At 69.6% G+C, this 18,299-nt stretch carries 18 protein-coding genes; 13 read left to right on the top strand and 5 right to left on the bottom strand.

What is annotated here, in order from left to right:
• Position 1 precedes the first annotated feature (1 nt).
• The 8 genes from lepA to acpS are packed head-to-tail and all read left to right on the top strand — an operon-like array spanning position 2 to position 6,489.
• On the top strand, positions 2-1,798 hold the full coding sequence (lepA, locus tag QWY84_RS13180) for a translation elongation factor 4 (RefSeq protein WP_290203174.1): 1,797 nt from the start codon (positions 2-4) through the stop codon (positions 1,796-1,798).
• A gap of 15 nt (positions 1,799-1,813) precedes the next feature.
• Positions 1,814-2,599, top strand: coding sequence for a signal peptidase I (lepB, locus tag QWY84_RS13175; RefSeq protein ID WP_290203173.1), 786 nt, complete (start codon positions 1,814-1,816; stop codon positions 2,597-2,599).
• A complete protein-coding gene (locus QWY84_RS13170) occupies positions 2,586-2,978 on the top strand; it encodes a DUF4845 domain-containing protein (protein ID WP_290203172.1) in 393 nt (130 codons plus the stop codon). The genes lepB and QWY84_RS13170 overlap by 14 nt, the downstream gene beginning before the upstream one ends.
• Complete coding sequence (gene rnc, locus QWY84_RS13165) at positions 2,975-3,670, top strand: ribonuclease III (RefSeq protein ID WP_290203171.1); 696 nt, start codon at positions 2,975-2,977, stop codon at positions 3,668-3,670. Before QWY84_RS13170 ends, rnc begins: the two co-directional genes overlap by 4 nt.
• Positions 3,667-4,590, top strand: coding sequence for a GTPase Era (gene era, locus QWY84_RS13160; RefSeq protein WP_290203170.1), 924 nt, complete (start codon positions 3,667-3,669; stop codon positions 4,588-4,590). The genes rnc and era overlap by 4 nt, the downstream gene beginning before the upstream one ends.
• Before the next feature lie 2 nt (positions 4,591-4,592).
• Positions 4,593-5,333 (top strand): DNA repair protein RecO, encoded by a 741-nt coding sequence (recO, locus tag QWY84_RS13155; RefSeq protein ID WP_290203169.1) that lies wholly within the window; start codon positions 4,593-4,595, stop codon positions 5,331-5,333.
• Complete coding sequence (gene pdxJ / locus QWY84_RS13150; RefSeq protein WP_435372987.1) at positions 5,330-6,082, top strand: pyridoxine 5'-phosphate synthase; 753 nt, start codon at positions 5,330-5,332, stop codon at positions 6,080-6,082. The genes recO and pdxJ overlap by 4 nt, the downstream gene beginning before the upstream one ends.
• Positions 6,079-6,489, top strand: coding sequence for a holo-ACP synthase (gene acpS / locus QWY84_RS13145; protein ID WP_290203167.1), 411 nt, complete (start codon positions 6,079-6,081; stop codon positions 6,487-6,489). The genes pdxJ and acpS overlap by 4 nt, the downstream gene beginning before the upstream one ends.
• Here the strand turns inward: acpS and QWY84_RS13140 are convergent.
• Positions 6,483-9,248, bottom strand: coding sequence for an ATP-binding protein (locus tag QWY84_RS13140; protein WP_290203166.1), 2,766 nt, complete (start codon positions 9,246-9,248; stop codon positions 6,483-6,485). The genes acpS and QWY84_RS13140 overlap by 7 nt on opposite strands.
• Positions 9,249-9,432: 184 nt before the next feature.
• On the opposite strand from QWY84_RS13140, the gene cysM reads away from it, so the two are divergent.
• The 4 genes from cysM to QWY84_RS13120 are packed head-to-tail and all read left to right on the top strand — an operon-like array spanning position 9,433 to position 13,082.
• Positions 9,433-10,323, top strand: coding sequence for a cysteine synthase CysM (gene cysM / locus QWY84_RS13135; protein WP_290203165.1), 891 nt, complete (start codon positions 9,433-9,435; stop codon positions 10,321-10,323).
• Between the two features lie 4 nt (positions 10,324-10,327).
• The gene (locus QWY84_RS13130) at positions 10,328-11,128 is read left to right on the top strand and encodes a 3'-5' exonuclease (RefSeq protein ID WP_290203164.1); all 801 of its coding nucleotides are present in this window, start codon (positions 10,328-10,330) and stop codon (positions 11,126-11,128) included.
• The gene (gene rlmD / locus QWY84_RS13125) at positions 11,121-12,452 is read left to right on the top strand and encodes a 23S rRNA (uracil(1939)-C(5))-methyltransferase RlmD (RefSeq protein ID WP_290203163.1); all 1,332 of its coding nucleotides are present in this window, start codon (positions 11,121-11,123) and stop codon (positions 12,450-12,452) included. The genes QWY84_RS13130 and rlmD overlap by 8 nt, the downstream gene beginning before the upstream one ends.
• A gap of 27 nt (positions 12,453-12,479) precedes the next feature.
• On the top strand, positions 12,480-13,082 hold the full coding sequence (locus QWY84_RS13120) for an NUDIX domain-containing protein (RefSeq protein WP_290203162.1): 603 nt from the start codon (positions 12,480-12,482) through the stop codon (positions 13,080-13,082).
• Between the two features lie 67 nt (positions 13,083-13,149).
• On the opposite strand, the gene QWY84_RS13115 is transcribed toward QWY84_RS13120, so the two are convergent.
• Genes QWY84_RS13115 through purB form a run of 3 tightly spaced genes read right to left on the bottom strand, consistent with a single transcriptional unit; the run spans position 13,150 to position 15,862 of the window.
• Positions 13,150-13,962, bottom strand: coding sequence for a secretin N-terminal domain-containing protein (locus QWY84_RS13115; RefSeq protein ID WP_290203161.1), 813 nt, complete (start codon positions 13,960-13,962; stop codon positions 13,150-13,152).
• Between the two features lie 20 nt (positions 13,963-13,982).
• Complete coding sequence (locus tag QWY84_RS13110) at positions 13,983-14,474, bottom strand: DUF7931 domain-containing protein (protein WP_290203160.1); 492 nt, start codon at positions 14,472-14,474, stop codon at positions 13,983-13,985.
• A gap of 20 nt (positions 14,475-14,494) precedes the next feature.
• Positions 14,495-15,862: an adenylosuccinate lyase gene (gene purB, locus QWY84_RS13105; RefSeq protein WP_290203159.1), complete on the bottom strand. Its 1,368-nt coding sequence runs from the start codon at positions 15,860-15,862 to the stop codon at positions 14,495-14,497.
• 136 nt (positions 15,863-15,998) lie between these two features.
• Here purB and QWY84_RS13100 point away from each other — a divergent pair, with 136 nt between their 5' ends.
• Entirely contained in the window at positions 15,999-17,381 is a 1,383-nt protein-coding gene (locus tag QWY84_RS13100; RefSeq protein WP_290203158.1) for a class II fumarate hydratase, read from the top strand.
• On the opposite strand, the gene QWY84_RS13095 is transcribed toward QWY84_RS13100, so the two are convergent.
• Positions 17,338-18,207 (bottom strand): RibD family protein, encoded by an 870-nt coding sequence (locus tag QWY84_RS13095; protein ID WP_290203157.1) that lies wholly within the window; start codon positions 18,205-18,207, stop codon positions 17,338-17,340. The genes QWY84_RS13100 and QWY84_RS13095 overlap by 44 nt on opposite strands.
• Positions 18,208-18,299: the final 92 nt, after the last annotated feature.

Below are 18,299 nucleotides of genomic sequence, written 5' to 3'. Positions count from 1 at the left end.
CATGAAACACATACGCAATTTCTCCATCATCGCGCACATCGACCACGGCAAGTCGACGCTGGCGGACCGGCTGATCGAGCGCTGCGGTGCGCTGACGGGCCGCGAGATGTCCGAGCAGGTGCTCGATTCGATGGACCTGGAGCGCGAGCGCGGCATCACCATCAAGGCACAGAGCGTGGCGCTGCAGTACCACTCCCGCGACGGCAATACCTACCAGCTCAGCATCATCGACACCCCCGGGCACGTGGACTTCTCCTACGAGGTCTCGCGCTCGCTGGCCGCCTGCGACGGCGCGCTGCTGGTCGTGGACGCATCCCAGGGCGTCGAGGCCCAGAGTGTGGCCAACTGCTACACGGCGGTGGACGAGGGGCTGGAGATCCTGCCCGTGCTCAACAAGATCGACCTGCCGTCGGCGAATCCCGAGGAGGTCCTCCAGCAGATCGAGGAGATCATCGGCCTGGAGACCGACAACGCCCTCATGATCAGCGCCAAGACCGGCCAGGGGATCGACGAGCTGCTGGAGGCCATCGTCAAGCATGTACCGGCGCCCCGCGGCAAGCCCGAGGACCCGCTGAAGGCGCTGATCATGGACTCCTGGTTCGACAACTACCTGGGCGTGGTCTGCCTGGTCCGGGTGTTCAACGGCCAGATCAACGTCGGCGAGAAGATCCAGGTGATGTCCACCGGCCGGGAGTTCCAGGTGGACCAGCTGGGCATGTTCACGCCCAAGAAGACGGCGATGAAGTCCCTGGAGACCGGCGAGGTCGGCTTCGTGGTCGCCGGCATCAAGGATATCGACGGCGCCCCGGTGGGCGACACGCTGACCCACAAGTACGCCCCCTGCGCCGAGCGCGTGCCGGGCTTCAAGCGGGTCCAGCCGCGCGTGTTCGCGGGCATGTTCCCGATCAGCTCCGAGGACTACGAGTCCTTCCGCGATGCGCTGTCGAAGCTGCGCCTCAACGATGCCTCGCTGCAGTACGAGCCGGAGAATTCCGCGGCGCTGGGCTTCGGCTTCCGCTGCGGATTCCTGGGCATGCTGCACATGGAAATCGTGCAGGAGCGCCTGGAGCGCGAGTACGGCCTCGATCTCATTACCACCGCTCCCACCGTGGTCTACGAGGTGGAGACCACGGACGGCGAGATCCTCAACATCAGCAACCCTGCGTCGCTGCCGCCGATGCACGAGATCGCCGAGATCCGCGAGCCGATCATTCTCGGCAACATCCTCGTGCCGCAGTCCTATGTCGGCGCCGTGATCGCCCTGTGCGAGGAAAAGCGCGGCAAGCAGCGCGACATGCAGTTCGTGGGCAACCAGATCTCGCTGACCTACGAGCTGCCGCTGAGCGAGGTGGTGCTGGATTTCTTCGATCGTCTCAAGTCGGCGAGCCGCGGCTTCGCCTCGTTCGACTACGATCTCGCGCGTTTCCAGGCGGAGGACCTGGCGCGCCTGGATATCCTGATCAACGGCGACCGGGTCGACGCGCTGGCGCTGATCGTCCACCGCGAGCACGCCCACCGGCGGGGACGCGAGCTCACCGACCGATTGCGGGAGCTGATCCCGCGGCAGATGTTCGAGGTGGCGATCCAGGCGGCCGTGGGCAACCACATCGTCGCGCGGTCCACCGTCAAGGCCATGCGCAAGAACGTCACGGCCAAGTGCTACGGCGGCGACGTCACGCGCAAGCGCAAGCTTCTGGAAAAGCAGAAGGCCGGCAAGAAGCGCATGAAGCAGGTGGGCAAGGTGGAAATCCCGCAGGAAGCCTTCCTGTCCGTCCTCCAGGTCAACAACAACGAATAGCCCCCAGGAGTCTCCATGTTCCCCGATTTTGAAGTCCTGTTGGTTGCCCTGACCCTGGTGACCGCGGTCACGGTGGTCTGGGCCCAGGTGCAGCGTCGGCGGAGGCAGAAGGCGGGCGAGCCCGCCACCCGGGAGAACTGGTGGGTGGACCTGTGCCGCTCGCTGTTCCCGGTGATCCTGGTCGTGCTGGTGATCCGCTCGTTCATCGTGGAGCCGTTCCGCATTCCCTCGGGCTCCATGATCCCGACGCTCCTGGCCGGGGATTTCATTCTGGTCAACAAGTTCTCGTACGATGTACGCCTGCCGGTGCTCAATAGTACGCTGATTCCGACGGGCGAACCGGAGCGTGGCGACCTGGCGGTGTTCAAGTACCCGGAGGACCCCGGACAGGACTTCATCAAGCGCATCGTCGGTCTGCCCGGGGACAACGTTGTCTACGACAACGGTACGCTGTACATCAACGGCGAGCGTGTCGAGCAGACCGAGCTGGGGCCGTACGACCAGCCGCAGGCGCCGCGCGCGTACGTGATCGAGGAGCATCTCGGCGGGCGGGAGTACCGCACGCTGCGCCATCCCCGGGGCACGTGGTGTACCGACTATGCAGCGCCGCCGGATGGTTACACGGTCCCGGAGAACCATTACTTCGCCATGGGGGACAACCGGGACCGGAGTAGTGACAGCCGTTGCTGGGGGCCCGTCAGCGAGGATCTGCTGGTCGGGCGGGCATTTCTCATCTGGATGAGCTGGGACACCCATGAAAATCGAGTCAACTGGAGTCGGATCGGCGATGTTCTCAACTAGCGGCACGGTTCCCGGGCCGCGGCGACAGGCCGGAGCCGGCCTGATCGGGTGGTTTCTGGTGCTGGTGGTCGCCGCGTTCGTGGCCGTGATGGCCCTGCGGATCGTGCCGGTGTACATGGAGTCGATGACGGTTGGGTCCATCGTGGACAACGTGGCCTCGGACGCGGCGCTGCGGGGCGCCGGGGTGAACGACGTCCGCAGGGCCGTGAGCCGGCGCATGCAGGTCAACAGTGTCGATTCCGTGGTCCGGGACGGCCTGAGCGTGGAAAGGGCCGGCGAGAGCATCCGGGTGGTCGTTGAATACGAGCGCCGGTTCCCGCTGGTCTGGAATCTCGATGGAGTCGCCAGCTTCCGCAACGAGGCAATGGTGGAGCCGTGAGCGACAGCCTGGAGCCGCTGTGCCGGATGCTTGACTACCGATTCAATGATCCGGCATTGCTGGAAGAGGCCGTGACACACCGCAGTGTCAGCGACCGCAACAACGAGCGGCTGGAGTTCCTGGGAGACAGCGTCCTGAACTTCGTCATCGCCGACGAGCTGTTCCGGCGCCAGCCCCGGGATTCCGAAGGCGGTCTGAGCCGCCTGCGGGCGAGCCTGGTCAATCGCGAGACCCTCGCCTCCATTGCCCGCCAGCTCGACCTCGGACGGCACCTGCGGCTGGGCAGCGGCGAGCGCAAGAGCGGCGGGCGCCGCCGGGACTCCATCCTGTCCGACGCCCTGGAGGGCGTGCTGGGGGCGGTCTACCTGGACGGCGGTTTCGCCCGCTGCCACGCCCTCATCGTGCGGCTGTTCGCCGAGCGCCTGGAGCACCTGCCGGATGCCTCCGAGCTCAAGGACCCGAAAACCCGGCTCCAGGAATACCTGCAGTCCGCGCGCCTGTCCCTGCCCACCTACGAGGTCCTGGAGATCGCCGGCAAGGCGCACGACCAGACCTTCCGGGTGGAGTGCCGCGTGCCCGAGGTGGACACGGTGACCGTCGGCGAGGCAGGCAGCCGGCGCCGGGCCGAGCAGCGGGGCGCCGAGGCCATGCTGCGTACCCTCGAGGCCGGCAAGCAGGAGGATTCGCAATGACCGACCGGGTGCCGGACGACGCCGGCGCGGAGCAGCGTTGCGGCTATATCGGCCTGATCGGTCGACCCAACGTGGGCAAGTCCACGCTGCTCAATCGCCTGCTGGGCATGAAGCTCAGCATCGTCTCGAACCGGCCGCAGACGACGCGGCACCGGCTGCTGGGCGTGCAGACCCGCGGCGACACGCAGTTCGTGTACGTGGACACCCCCGGCCTGCACGGCGAGCAGAAAAAGGCGCTCAACCGCACGCTCAACCGCACGGCGGTGGCGGTGCTGGGCGACGTGGACGTCATCGTCCTGCTGGTCGAGCCGGGGCGCTGGACCGACGACGACGACCGCGTCCTGAAGCACGTCCGCGAAGCCGGACGCCCGGTGATCGCGGTGATCAACAAGGTGGACCTGATCCCGCACAAGGAGCAGCTGCTGCCATTCATCGAGGAGCTCTCCGGGCGTTACGAGTTCGCCGACATCGTGCCGTTGTCGGCGACCAAGGGCCAGAACCTGGAACCGCTGGAGGAGGCCATCCGCGGATTCCTTCCTGTCTCGGCGTTCTTCTTCCCCGAGGACCAGGTGACCGATCGCAGCGAGCGCTTCCTGGTCGCCGAGCGCATCCGTGAGCAGCTCATGCGCACCCTGGGCCAGGAGGTACCGTACTCCACCTCGGTGGCGGTGGAAGCGTTCGAGGCCGGCAGCAGCCTCACGCGCATCGCCGCGGTCATCTGGGTGGAGCGCGAGGGGCAGAAGGCCATCGTCATCGGCAAGGGCGGCGAGCAGCTCAAGCGGATCGGCCAGCAGGCGCGGCGGCAGATCGAGCCCCTGCTGGGCCAGCGGGTGCACCTGGAGCTGTGGGTCAAGGTGCGGGCCGGCTGGGCGGACGACGAGCGCGCCGTGAAGAGCCTGGGTTACGACGAGGGCGGCTGAGCGTGACAGGGCAGGCGCACCCGGTGCCCGCCTGGGTGGTCCACCGGCGTTCCTATCGCGACACCAGCCTGCTGCTGGAGCTGCTCACCCGGGACCACGGGCGTATCGGCGCCGTGGCCCGTGGTGCGCGCGGACAGCGATCCCGTTGGCGCGGCGTGCTGGAACCCTTTCAGCCGGTACTGGTGAACTGGGCGGGCCGCGGCGAGCTGGCGACGCTGACGTTCGCGGAAGCGGGCGGGCGGCCGCTGCGCTTTCCCGGTACCCGGCTCGCGGGGGCGTTCTACCTCAGCGAGCTGCTGCTGCGGCTGCTGCGCCGGGATGACCCGGTCCCGGACGTGTTCGTCGCCTACGGCGACGCGCTGACGTCCCTGGCCGCCGCGGACCAGCCCGAGGACGTGCCGTTGCGGCTGTTCGAGAAGCGGCTCCTGGAAGGGCTCGGATACGGCCTGCTTCTGGACAGTACGGCGGATACCGGGCGCCCGGTGGATCCGGGCGCCCGGTACCGCTACGAGCTCGAGTACGGCCCGGTGGAGGCCGACCCGGAGGCCGCCGGGCTGGTGATCTCGGGAGCGGCGCTGCTGGCCCTGGCGCGCGAGGAGCTCGCCGACGAGGCGCTTCGCGGCGAAGTGCAGCGCCTCATGCGCGCCGCCGTCGGCCTGTACATCGGCGCGCGCCCGCTGCAGAGCCGGGCGTTGTACGCCAGCCTGCGACGCACGGACCTCTCCCAGGAACAGGAGCCATGACAATGACCTGCAGCCCCCGGACCGGTGTTCTGCTCGGCGTGAATATCGACCACGTGGCCACGCTGCGCCAGGCGCGGGGAACACGGTACCCGGACCCGGTCCAGGCAGCCCTGATCGCCGAGCAGGGCGGTGCCGACGGCATTACCCTGCATCTGCGCGAGGACCGGCGTCATATCCAGGATCACGATCTGGAGCGGCTGGCACCGGTGCTGCAGACCCGCATGAACCTGGAGATGGCGGTCACCGAGGAGATGCTGGCCATCGCCGAGCGCGTGCAGCCCGCCCATTGCTGCCTGGTTCCCGAGAAGCGCGCGGAGCTGACCACCGAAGGCGGGCTGGACGTGGCGGCGGAGCCGGAACGCATCCGCGGCGCGTGCGAGCGGCTGGCCCGCGCCGGCATCCAGGTGTCGCTGTTCATCGACCCGGACCCGCGCCAGATCGTCGCGGCACGGCAGGCGGGGGCGCCCACGGTGGAGCTGCATACCGGGCGCTATGCCGACGCCGGCGACGAGGAGACGCGGCGCGACGAGCTCGATCGCGTTCGCGCCGGCGTCGAGCTGGGGCTGGAGGAAGGGCTCATTGTCAACGCCGGCCACGGGCTGCATTACCACAATACCGAGGCGATCGCGGCGATTGCGGGCATCCACGAGCTCAATATCGGCCACGGCATCATCGCCCGCGCCGTGCTCGCGGGACTCGAGCAGGCGGTGCGGGACATGAAGGCGCTCATCCGGGGAGCCGCACCGTGAGCGTGATCGGCATCGGCACCGACCTGGTGCAGATCGAGCGCGTGCGCCGGGCCCTGGAGCGCCACGGCGAGCGTTTCGCCGAGCGGGTGCTGACGCCCGGCGAGATGGCGCGGTGGCGTGCCCATGGTGATCCGGGCGGGCATCTCGCCCGCCGCTGGGCGGTCAAGGAGGCCGCGGCCAAGGCGCTGGGCACGGGCATCGGCGCAGCGCTGGCCTTTCACGACCTGACCGTGGAGCGCACCGCCGCCGGGGCTCCGGTGCTGCAGGTCGGCGGCCGCGGGGCGGAGACCGCGCGGATCCTTGGAGTTGCCCGCTGGCACGTCAGCATCAGCGATGACGGCGCCTATGCGCTTGCCTTCGTCATGGCCGAGGGCGGCGCGGCCGAGAGGCCGCCCGACGGTCACTGATCCCCGGCATAGGTGGTCAGCAGCTGATTGATGGCCGTGACCACGCGCTCGACGCCGGACGGGATGTCCACCCGCCGGTCCTCGGCCACCGCGCGTTCCAGATCCTCGCATGCGACCCGCAGCTCCTCGGCCCGGCAGACGCTGGCGGCGCCGTTGAGCTTGTGCACGTGATCGCGCAGAGCCTCCAGCTCGCCCCGCCGATAGGCCCGGCGGATCGCCTGGCGATGGTCGGGGAGCTCGCCGGTGAGCATGGACTGCATCTCGCCCTGGAGCTGGCGGTAGACGGTGCTGCTGCCGGCGGGATCCGCATCCGCCTGCTCGCCGCCCGCCGCGGCATCGTCCGGCTCCAGCCCGGTCGCCAGGCGCAGCTGTCGTGACACCTGCTGCTCCGACACGGGCTTGATCAGGCACTCGTCCAGGCCCAGGGACAGCAGGCGCTCACGCTCCCCCGAGAGGGCATTGGCGGTCAGCGCCACCAGGCGGGGGACGGGGCCGCCCCGGGCCGTGACGTTCTCGCGGATGGCCTGGGAGGCGGCCTCGCCGCTCATCGCCGGCATGTGGATGTCCATGAACACGATGGAGAAATCGGACTCGCGGCAGCATGCCACTGCCTGGTGCCCGTCGTCGGCTTCCTCCACGTCCACTCCCTGGTGACGCAGGATAGTGGAGACCAGCTTGCGGTTGATGGCGTTGTCGTCCACTACCAGGGCCCGCGTCCGGGCGCGCGGGATGGCGGCAGCGGGCGCCGGCTCGGCAGCCGGCCGCAGACGGGGCGGTACGGGGGCGGGCGCGTGGGGCTCGCCCCTGTCGTCCAGCAGGCGGCAGAGCTCCCGGTAGAGGGTCTGCCGGCGGACCGCCTTGGGCAGGCACGACGCGGCGCCCTGCTGGTAGAGACCGCGCAGCTCGTTGCGGTCCACGGTACTGGCCAGCACGAGCACGGGGCAGCCGAGCCGCTCCACCCGGGTCATGAGGTCGCGGAAATCCCGCCGGTTGAGCTCGTCCCGGGACAGCCCGACGACGATGCCGTCCCAGTTGCGGGCGGCGGTGGCCAGCGACTGAAAGGTGGCGGCGTCCTCGGCGTCGCGTACGCGCACGTCCCAGCCCTCGAGCACGTGGCGAACGGCGAGGCGGCTCAGGGTCGAGGTGTCGTAGAGCAGCAGCTGCCGCCCTTCGATGGGGTTGTGACCGACCACCGGCCGATCGTCGGTCTCGATACGGCGCTGCTTGACGCAGCTCAGCGTGAACGAGAACGTCGATCCCGACTGCGGCTCGCTCTCCAGCCCGATCTCGCCGCCCATCTGCTCCACGAGCTTCTTGGAGATGATCAGCCCCAGGCCGGCCCCGCCGAAGCGTCGGGTAATGGATGTATCCGCCTGGCTGAACGCCTTGAACAGCTTCTCCTGCTCCTCGGGCTTCATGCCGATGCCGGTGTCGGTAACCGAGATGCGCAGGAGCGCGTGCTCGGCCGCTTCTTCCTCCAGCATCACCCGGACCACGACGCGGCCTTCCGGCGTGAACTTCACCGCGTTGTGGACCAGGTTGGTCAGCACCTGCCGGATGCGGATGGGGTCGCCGAACAGCTGCAGCGGAACGTCCTGGTAGATCAGGTGCACCAGCTCCAGGCTCTTGCCGTAGGCCGTCGGTGCCATCAGCGCCAGGACTTCCTCGATGCAGTCGCGCATGTCGAAGGCGACGTTGTCGATGACCAGCTTGCCGGCCTCGATCTTGGAGAAATCGAGGATGTCGTTGACCAGGGCGATGAGATTGGTGCAGGACTCGCGGATGGTACCCACGTAGTCCTGCTGCTCCTCGTCGAGCCGGGAGTGGGACAGGAGGTCGGCGAAGCCGAGAATGCCGTTGATGGGCGTGCGGATCTCGTGGCTCATGTTGGCCAGGAACTCGGACTTGACCTTGCTGCCCTCCAGGGCCCGCTTGCGGGCGATGTCCAGCTCGGCGTTCTGGATCTCCACCGCCTCCAGGGTCTCCCGCAGCTCCCGGGTCGCCTGGTCGATCTGATCGTTCAGGTCGCGCTCGTTGCGCTCCTGGCGGATCGCCATGCGGTTGATCGAGCGCGCCAGCCGGCCGACTTCACCGCCGGCGAGCAGGTGCACCCGCGCGCGCAGATCCCCGGCACCCAGCCGCCTCACCGTCTCGGTGAGCCGCTCCAGCGGCCGGCGCACGCCGCGCGCCGCCCAGTAGCCGAGCGCCAGGCTGATCAGCAGGACCAGTCCCAGAACGGCGGCCGCCCGCGCCACCATGGTCGCCTCCCGCTGGAGGTAGGGGGCGGCGTCCACGTCCACGAGTACCCAGCCCAGCGGCGGAGTGCCGCTGTCGATGGGGAGGCGGTCGACCAGCGGGGCCGGGGGCGGGACCACCGGAACCCGGAAGCTGGGCGCGCGGTCCAGCCCGAGAAGCCAGGAGCCGAGGGTGACCATGAAGCCGTCGGTGCGGGAATCCGCCGTCTCCGCGGCGCTTTCCAGCAGGACCCGGCCGTCGCTGCGCTGGATGGTCACGCGGGCGATGGCCGGGTCCAGGCGGGCGGCGACCACCACCTCGCGCATGACGTCTTCCTGCTCGCGGGTGAGCGGCCCCGTGAGGGCCGGTGCCAGCTGGCGCGCCACGGTCTCGCCGCGCTCGAGGAGCTGCGTGCGCACATCCTGCCCCCGGCTGTAGAGCAGGTAGCCCACGAGCACCGTCGTGGCCAGCATCGGCGCCAGCACCGCCAGAAAGAATATGCGCGCACCCAGTCCCCAGCGCATGGTGATCGGTCCTGTCCGTGGGATCGGCTTCCGTTATGCTACAGGTGATGATGCGGGCCGCACAGCAAGCCGAGCTTTCCCGCGTCCCTGCTTGTGGGCGAGAATACGCCTCCGGGGCGGCCGCGCCCCGGATTGTTCCTGCGCTCCGCACGACGGAAGCGCCCCTGGCCGAGTTTGCACATACATGAGTTATCCCACGGTAGAAGACTTCGTCGGTAACACGCCGCTGGTTCGCCTGCAGCGACTGGGGGGCGAGTCCTCCAACACCATCCTGCTCAAGCTGGAAGGCAACAATCCCGCGGGCTCGGTCAAGGACCGCCCGGCCATGAGCATGATCCGCCGGGCGGAGGAGCGCGGCGAGATCCGCCCGGGGGATACGCTGATCGAGGCGACCAGCGGCAACACGGGCATCGCCCTGGCCATGGCGGCAGCCATCCGCGGCTACCGCATGGTGCTGGTCATGCCGGAGCACATGACCGCCGAGCGCCGGGCGTCCATGCGCGCCTACGGCGCGGAGCTGGTGCTGGTGTCCCAGGAGGGCGGCATGGAAGAGGCCCGGGATCGCGCTCAGCAGATGCAGGACCAGGGGCTGGGCCGCGTGCTCGATCAGTTCGCCAACCCGGACAACTGGCGGGCCCACTACGAGGGCACCGGTCCGGAGATCTGGCGTGACACCCGCGGGACGATGACGCATTTCGTCTCCTCCATGGGCACCACCGGCACCATCATGGGAACCTCGCGCTTCCTGCGGGAGACCGCGCCCGGCGTACAGATCGTCGGCGTCCAGCCGGAGGACGGCTCGCAGATCCCGGGGATCCGCCGCTGGCCCCAGGCCTACCTGCCGAAGATCTACGAGCCCGAGCGCGTGGACCGTATCATCGACGTCAGCCAGGATGACGCCGAGGAGATGACCCGGCAGCTGGCCGCGGTGGAGGGCATCATGGCCGGCGTCTCCTCGGGGGGAACCCTGGCGGCGGCGCTGCGCCTGTCGGCGGAGGTCGAAAACGCCACCATCGTCACCATCGTCTGCGACCGCGGCGACCGTTATCTTTCGTCCGGCGTGTTCCCGGCGTGACGCCATGAGCGTATTCGTGTTCGACATCGAGACCGTACCGGACGTCGCCGGGCTGCGCGCGCTGCACGGGCTGCACGACCTGGACGACGCCGGGGTGGTGGAGGCCGGGCGCGCCCTGCGCCGGCAGGAGACCGGCGGCTCGGATTTCCTGCGCCTGCACCTGCACCGCGTGGTGGTGATCTCCATCGCCATGCGCAGCGGTGACCGCTTCCGGGTGTGGTCCCTGGGCGAGGGCGGCGACGACGAGGCGGACGTCATCCAGCGCTTCTATGACGGCATCGACCGCTTCGCGCCGACGCTGGTGTCGTGGAACGGCAGCGGCTTCGATCTGCCGGTCCTGCACTATCGCGCCCTGCATCACGGGCTCAGTGCGCCGCGCTACTGGGAAACCGGTGCCAGCGAGCAGTCGTTCCGGTGGAACAACTACCTCAACCGTTTCCACGAGCGCCATACGGATCTCATGGACATGCTCGCGGGCTTCCAGCCGCGGGCCAATGCGCCACTGGACGAGATCGCCAGCCTGTGCGGATTCCCGGGCAAGATGGGCATGAGCGGCGGCCAGGTCCACGAGGCCATCACCGCGGGCAACTTCGCCGGCGTGCGCGACTACTGCGAGACGGACGTGCTCAATACCTACCTGGTCTGGCTGCGCTTCCAGCTCCTGCGGGGGCACCTGGACCGCGCCGGCTACGCCCGCGAATGCGGGGTCGTGCGCGAGACTCTGGAGGCGGACGGCCGTGATCACTTCCGGGCGTTCCTGGACGCCTGGCCGCGGGGCGCGCTGGAGGAAACCACCGATGGCTAAGCGGCGTCGCCGCCCGCGGCTTCCGCCGGAGCCGGTGGATGTCGCCATCGAGGGCCTCAGCCACGAGGGCCGCGGCGTCACCCACGTGGATGGCAAGACCGTGTTCGTCCACGGCGCGCTGCCCGGTGAGCAGGTGCGCATGCGCTATGTGCGCCGCCACCGCCGGTTCGACGAGGCGCGGCTGGAGGCGGTGCTGGAGGCATCCCCCGAGCGCATCGAGCCGCGCTGCCCGTTCTTCGGTGTCTGCGGCGGCTGCAGCCTGCAGCACATGCCGCCGGAGGCGCAGATCCGCTTCAAGGAGGGCGTCCTGCTCGAGCAGCTCCGGCACATCGGCGAGGTTACGCCGGACGCGGTCCTGGAGCCGCTGACGGGCCCGGTGTGGGGCTACCGCCGCAAGGCGCGGCTCGCGGTCAAGGATGTTGCCGCCAAGGGGCGGGTACTGGTGGGCTTCCGCGAGAAGCACAGCCCCTATGTCGCCGACATGACGGAATGCCACGTACTGGATCCGCGCGTGGGAGGGCGGCTTACCGAGCTCAGCGATCTCGTCGCCGGCCTGTCCTGCCGGGATCGCATTCCCCAGATCGAGGTGGCCATCGGCGACACCGGCACGGCCCTGGTGTTCCGCAACCTGCGGCCGTTCACGGACGCCGACTACAGCCGGCTGGCGGGTTTCGCGCGGGAACACGACCTGGCCGTCTACGAGCAGCCCGGCAACGAGGACACGGTGGCCCCGATCTGGCCCGCGGCCCCGGAGCTTGCCTACCGTCCCGCCCCGGACGAGCCGGAGATCGCCTTCCAGCCCACCGATTTCACCCAGGTCAACGCGGCCATCAACGAGGCCATGGTCGGCCGGGCGCTGGCATGGCTCGATCCGCAGCCCGGCGAGCGGATCCTGGACCTGTTCTGCGGCCTGGGCAATTTCTCCCTGCCGCTGGCCCGCCGGGCCGGCTCGGTCGTCGGCGTGGAGGGCGATCCGCACCTGGTCGCCCGGGCCCGGGAGAATGCCGAGCGCAACGGCCTGACGAATGCGCATTTCCATGCCGCCGACCTGGCGCAGGACGGTACCGCCCCGGACTGGCTGGAGGGCGGCTTCGACCGGGTCCTGCTGGATCCGCCGCGCTCGGGGGCCGCGGAGGTCCTGCCCCGGATCGCCGGGCTCGGTGCCGGGACCATTGTCTATATCTCCTGCAACCCGGCGACGCTGGCCCGGGATGCCGGCACGCTGGTGCACGGCCACGGCTATCGGCTGGTCAGCGCCGGCGTCATGGACATGTTCCCGCACACGGCGCACGTGGAGAGCATGGCCGTGTTCCGGGCTCCCTGACCGAGGCAGTCGAAGGACGGCGCGCACATGACGAGACCCGTGGATATCCTCGAACAATCCGTCGCCTACCAGGGATTCTTCACCCTGGAACGCTACCGTCTGCGGCACGGCCTGTTCTCCGGCGGGCTCAGCGGCGAGATCGTACGCGAGCTGTTCCGGCGCGGCCGCGTCGCCGCCGTACTGCCCTACGACCCGGCGCGGGATGCGGTGGTGCTGGTGGAGCAGTTCCGCATCGGGGCGCTGGAGGCCGCGACCGGGGCATGGTTGCTGGAGACCGTGGCGGGCTACGCCGAGCCCAACGAGGCCATCGAGGCCGTGGCGCACCGGGAGGCGGAAGAGGAGGCGGACCTGGCGCTGCAGGATCTGTGGCGGATCTGCGACTACTACCCGACGCCCGGGGCGTCCTCGGAGCTGGTGAGCCTGTTCTGCGCCCGGGTGGACGCCGGCGAGGGCGGCGGCATCCACGGGCTGGACGACGAAGGCGAGGACATCCGCGTGCACGTGCTGCCGTTCGACGAGGCCATGGACATGCTGGACAACGGCATGATCAACAGCGCCATGCCCATCATCGCCCTGCAGTGGCTGGCCCTGAACCGGGAACGGCTGCTCGATCTGTGGGGTAATGGCTGACGCGCACCCTGCCGGCAAGACGCACGACGATGCAGGAATCTGACAATGCCCGGGACGGCCCGCAGGATCAGCGGCCGATGCGCTCGACGCGCAGCCACCACACGGTTCCCTCGTCGGAGCGCCGGGTGCTGTACCGGGCGCCGCGGTCGGCGTCACTGCCGATGCTGCCCCGATCGCCTTCCCGGATCGTACCCGACGAGGCGACACGCAACCATTCTCCGAGGGGACCGGTGACGGTGGTGGTGACGTCGCTTCCCGCGCGCTCGCCGCGGTTGCCGAACGCCTGGCGGGTGGCCGCTAGGGTGACCGTCACGGTGTCTCCGTGGATCTGCGGGCGCGCGTAGAAGCCGCGTTCCGCCGTAACGTACTCGCGGCTTTCACCGACGCCGGGCCGGCTGCCGCCCAGGATCAGGCGGCTGCGGGTGCGGCCGCGCTCCTCGCCGCTGCTGATGCGCAGGGGCTCGCCGGCAATGCCGGTCACCGTCTGCTCCGTATCCCGTCGGTCCCGTTGCCGCGTGCCGCGGACCCGAAGGCCGTCATCGCCGACGCCGATGCCCTCGCGCCGCAGCTGGGTCGGCTCGCCGCTGCGCACGCTGACGCGGACCCGCTGCACCGGTTGATCCAGGCGCCGGGCGGCGTTACGCACGGACGCCACCTGCGCCTCCGTGCCGCGGACCAGCAGCCGCGTGCCGTCGGGGATGATGGTTACCCCCTCGTCCGCGAGGGCCCGCACGTCGGCAACGATGCTCTCGGCCGTGCGGTGCCGCAGATCGACGGTGTGGAGATCGGCGGCGGCTGCCGACAGGGCGGCGGCGAGTGCCGCCGCGATCAGGGCGCGGCCGAGACGGATGGCCGGGCGACTTCGGTGCGTGTACGTCATGACTGCCTCCCTGTGCTGCGTTACAGCACCAACCGTCGGAACTCCGGCTCGGGCTCGGCCCGCTCCCAGCGTTCAGTAAACTCCGTTTCCGTCCGCCGGGCCACGCCCGGGGCATGCGGATCCACCTGCCCGGCGTAGCCGCTGCCGGGCTGCCAGCGGATGACCCGCCGGCGGTCGACGATGAGGCAGGCGGTATCGTCGTTGGCGTCGTCCTCGGCCAGCCGGCGGACCTCCAGGGCGGACGTCAGCTGTTGCGCCAGCGCTGCCAGGCGGTGGCCGCGGCGGGCGATCTCGCTGCCGTCGCGGATGAGTACGCGCACGCTGGCGCGGCGGCCCGCGCCGGCGATCAGCTGCCGGACGGCATCCACCACTTCCAGGCGGTCGTACAGCGCCGGGTCCAGCCCGGGACTGAGCAGATCGATGCTGCGCCGGGCCTCGGCCAGGCTCTCGTCCACCGCTGCGACGGCCTCGGCGGCGGTGGTGATCCGGTAGCGCTTGTCTTGTTCCGTCATGCTCGGCTCCCCGGGGTCGATTACACGTTACGGGCCTGCTCGGCGGCGTTGCCGGTGTAGCGCGCCGGCGTCAGGGCGCGCAGGCGGCGCCGCGTCTCCTCCGGAAGCGCGAGGCGGTCGATGAATGCCTGCATGCCGGCGGCGTCGACCCGATGGCCGCGGGTGAGCTCCTTGAGCTTCTCGTACGGGGCCTCGATGCCGTGGCGGCGCATCACGGTCTGGATCGCCTCCGCGAGCACCTCCCAGTTGCCTTCCAGGTCCTCGGCGATGCGCTCGTGGTTCACCGCGAGCTTGCCCGTGCCCTTGAGCAGGGCCTCGTAGGCGATCAGCGAGTGCGCGATCCCCGTGCCCAGGTTGCGCAGCACCGTGGAATCGGTGAGATCCCGCTGCCAGCGGGAGATGGGCAGCTTGCCGCCGAGATGATCGAACACCGCATTGGCCATGCCGAGATTGCCCTCGGCGTTCTCGAAGTCGATGGGGTTGACCTTGTGCGGCATGGTGGACGAGCCCACTTCGCCGGCCACCAGGTTCTGCTTGAAATAGCCCCAGGCGATGTAGCCCCAGACATCCCGGCTGAAATCGATGAGCACGGTATTGACCCGGCTGCACGCGTCGAACAGCTCGGCGACGTAGTCGTGGGGCTCGATCTGCGTGGTGTAGGGGTTCCAGTCCAGACCCAGGGATTCCACGTAACGCCTTGAGAATGCGGGCCAGTCGACGTCCGGGTAGGCGACCATGTGGGCATTGTAGTTGCCCACCGCGCCATTGATCTTGCCCAGGATCGCGACGGCGGCGATCTGCTCGCGCTGCCGCTGGATGCGGGCGGCGACGTTGGCCATCTCCTTGCCCAGGGTCGTGGGGGAGGCGGGCTGGCCGTGGGTACGGGCCAGCATGGGTACGTCGGCGTGCGCGTGAGCCAGTTCCCGGATTGCGCCCAGGACCCGGTCCAGCGCCGGCAGGAGGGTGTGCTCCCGGGCGGCGCTGAGCATGAGCGCGTAGGCGAGGTTGTTGATGTCTTCGGAAGTACAGGCAAAATGCACGAACTCGCTGATGGCGGCGAGCTCGCGGTGACGGGCGATCCGCTCCTTGATGAAGTACTCCACGGCCTTGACGTCGTGGTTGGTCTCGGCCTCCAGGGCCTTGACCCGCTCGGCGTCGGAGACGTCGAAGTCGCGGATGAGCCCGTCGAGCACCTCGTCGGCCCCGGCCGACAGCGGCGGTACTTCGCCGATCGCCGGCTCCGCCGCCAGGGCCTGCAGCCAGCGGACCTCGACGATGAGGCGGTGCCGGATGAGACCGTACTCGCTGAACACGGGCTGCAGGGCTTCGGTCTTGCCGCCGTAGCGGCCGTCGACGGGGGAAAGCGCGGTGAGTCGCGTCAGTTCCATGGTGGCTCCGCTGGCTGGTGGTTTCTCAGGGAACCGCGCGGAGGGCAGACCGGCGGTTCCGTCGCGGCGGGTATTCTAGCAGGATGCAGCGGCGACGACCGCCGTGTATCCGGACACTTTGTAAGGAGAACGATCTATGGCCGAGTATCGCACCGAGAAAGACAGCATGGGCGAGCTGCGCGTGCCGGCGCAGGCCCTTTACGGCGCCCAGACGCAGCGCGCGGTGGACAACTTCCCGGTCAGCGGGATCCCCATGAGCCGGCCCTTCATCCGGGCCCTGGGCCTGATCAAGGCCACCGCGGCGGAGGTGAACCGCGATCTCGGCCTGCTGGACGCCACGGTGGCCGATGCCATCGTTACCGCGGCCAGCGCGGTCGCCGACGGCGACCACGACGAGCACTTCCCGGTGGATGTCTTCCAGACCGGCTCCGGGACCAGCAGCAACATGAACGCCAACGAGGTGATCGCCCACCTGGCGAGCCGGCAGGCCGGGATCACGGTGCACGCCAATGATCACGTCAACATGGGGCAGAGCAGCAACGACGTCATCCCCACGGCGATCCACGTCAGCGCCGTGCTGGAGTGCGAGCAGCGGCTGCTGCCCGCGCTGACCCACCTGGAGCAGGCCATCGAGAAGCGCGCCGCCGAGCTGGAGGGCGTTGCGAAGACCGGGCGCACCCACCTCATGGATGCCATGCCGGTGACGCTGGGCCAGGAGCTGTCCGGCTGGGCGGCGCAGATCCGGCAGGGCCGCGAGCGCCTCACTGACAGCCTGCCGCGGGTGCGGGCCCTGGCCCAGGGCGGCACGGCGGTGGGCACCGGCATCAATGCCCATCCGGAGTTCGCCCGGCGCTTTGCCGCCCGGCTGGCGGAGCGCACGGGCGTGGCCTTCCAGGCCGCGGACAACCGCTTCGCGGCCCTGAGCAGCCAGGATGCCGCGGTGGAGCTGTCCGGGCAGTTGCGGGCCCTGGCGGTGGCCTACATGAAGATCGCCAACGATCTGCGCTGGATGAACAGCGGCCCGCTGGCGGGGCTCGGCGAGATCAGCCTGCCGGCGCTGCAGCCCGGGTCCAGCATCATGCCCGGCAAGGTCAACCCGGTGATTCCGGAGTCGGCGGCCATGGTGGCGGCGCAGGTGATGGGCAACGATGCCAGCGTGGCGGTGGCGGGCCAGTCGGGGAACTTCCAGCTCAACGTGATGCTGCCCCTGGTTGCCCACAACGTGCTCCAGAGCATTGATCTCCTTGCGAACACCGGCGCGCTCCTGGCGGATCGCGCCATTGCCGGCTTCACTGTCAACCAGGCCAACCTGGATGACGCCCTGGCCCGCAACCCCATCCTGGTCACGGCGCTCAACAGCGTCATCGGCTACGAGCTCGGCGCCAAGGTGGCCAAGCAGGCCTACGCCGAGGGTCGGTCGGTGCTGGACGTCGCCGAGGAGATGACCGATCTGGATCGGTCCGAGCTGGAGCGCATCATGGATCCGCGGGCGCTGACCCGGGGTGGGATTCCAGAGTGAAGCGGGCGAACTGCTGCGCCGCATCCGGGCCGTCGGCGTCCAGGTAGAGGGATTCCAGGCGGCCGTCCACCGGGGGCCGGAGCGCCGGCCCCTCGGTGATGGTGCGGTACGACGCGCCGCCCACCAGGCGATAGCGCTGGGTCAGGAACAGGGCGTCCAGGGCGTCCGCGGCCAGCAGGGTATGCAGGACATAGGGCCCCGTTACGGAGTACGCGCGCCGGTACCCGCACGCGCCCAGGTGACGCATGGCGGCGTCGCCCGCCACGCCGTCGCCGGCATTGACGGCGACCACCGACGCACCGGCGGCCTCGTGGCGCGCCCGCGCCTCGGCGGGTGCATCGCGGGTGGTCAGGATGATGACCTGCCGCCCCTGGCGGAACAGCGCATCGGGAAGCCGGAAGTCAAGGCTGGCGGACAGGATGGCGACGTCCGGCTGCGGCGGCAGGCCCTTGTCCCGGCGCCAGCCGTGGAGGTCGCGGAAATCCGGGGCGGAGCTCAGGGGCAGTACGTCCTGGGCGGCGCCCAGCCGCAGGTCCCGGAAGTAGCGCCCGCTGCTGATGATGATATCCGCCCGCGCGGCGAGCTCCTGGAACAGGCGCCAGTCCCGCGGGTCGGCGATGCTCGCCGGCACGCCCAGGCGGTCCGTTTCCGGGTCGGCCAGGGCGATGCGCCCGTCCAGGGTGGCGACGAAGTTGCTGTAAACCCACGGGCCGCAGCGACCGCTGTCCGGCAGCTCCGCCTCCAGGTACAGCCCGCGCAGCGGGACCGGGGCGCCGCTGCGCGGGTACAAGGGTACGACCGGGGCCGTGTAGCTGGTGTCCGTCATCGAGCAACCTTTCGCGTGACGCTGCGTGACGGGATACCCTAGCAGCTTGTCGCGGTGCGCGGCATGAGCGCAGGGCGACGCGGCGGATGTCG

Origin of the sequence: Aquisalimonas lutea (genome assembly GCF_030409225.1) — a bacterium.
Taxonomy (GTDB): domain Bacteria; phylum Pseudomonadota; class Gammaproteobacteria; order Nitrococcales; family Aquisalimonadaceae; genus Aquisalimonas; species Aquisalimonas lutea.
This window is presented reverse-complemented; position numbering and strand designations above follow the sequence as displayed.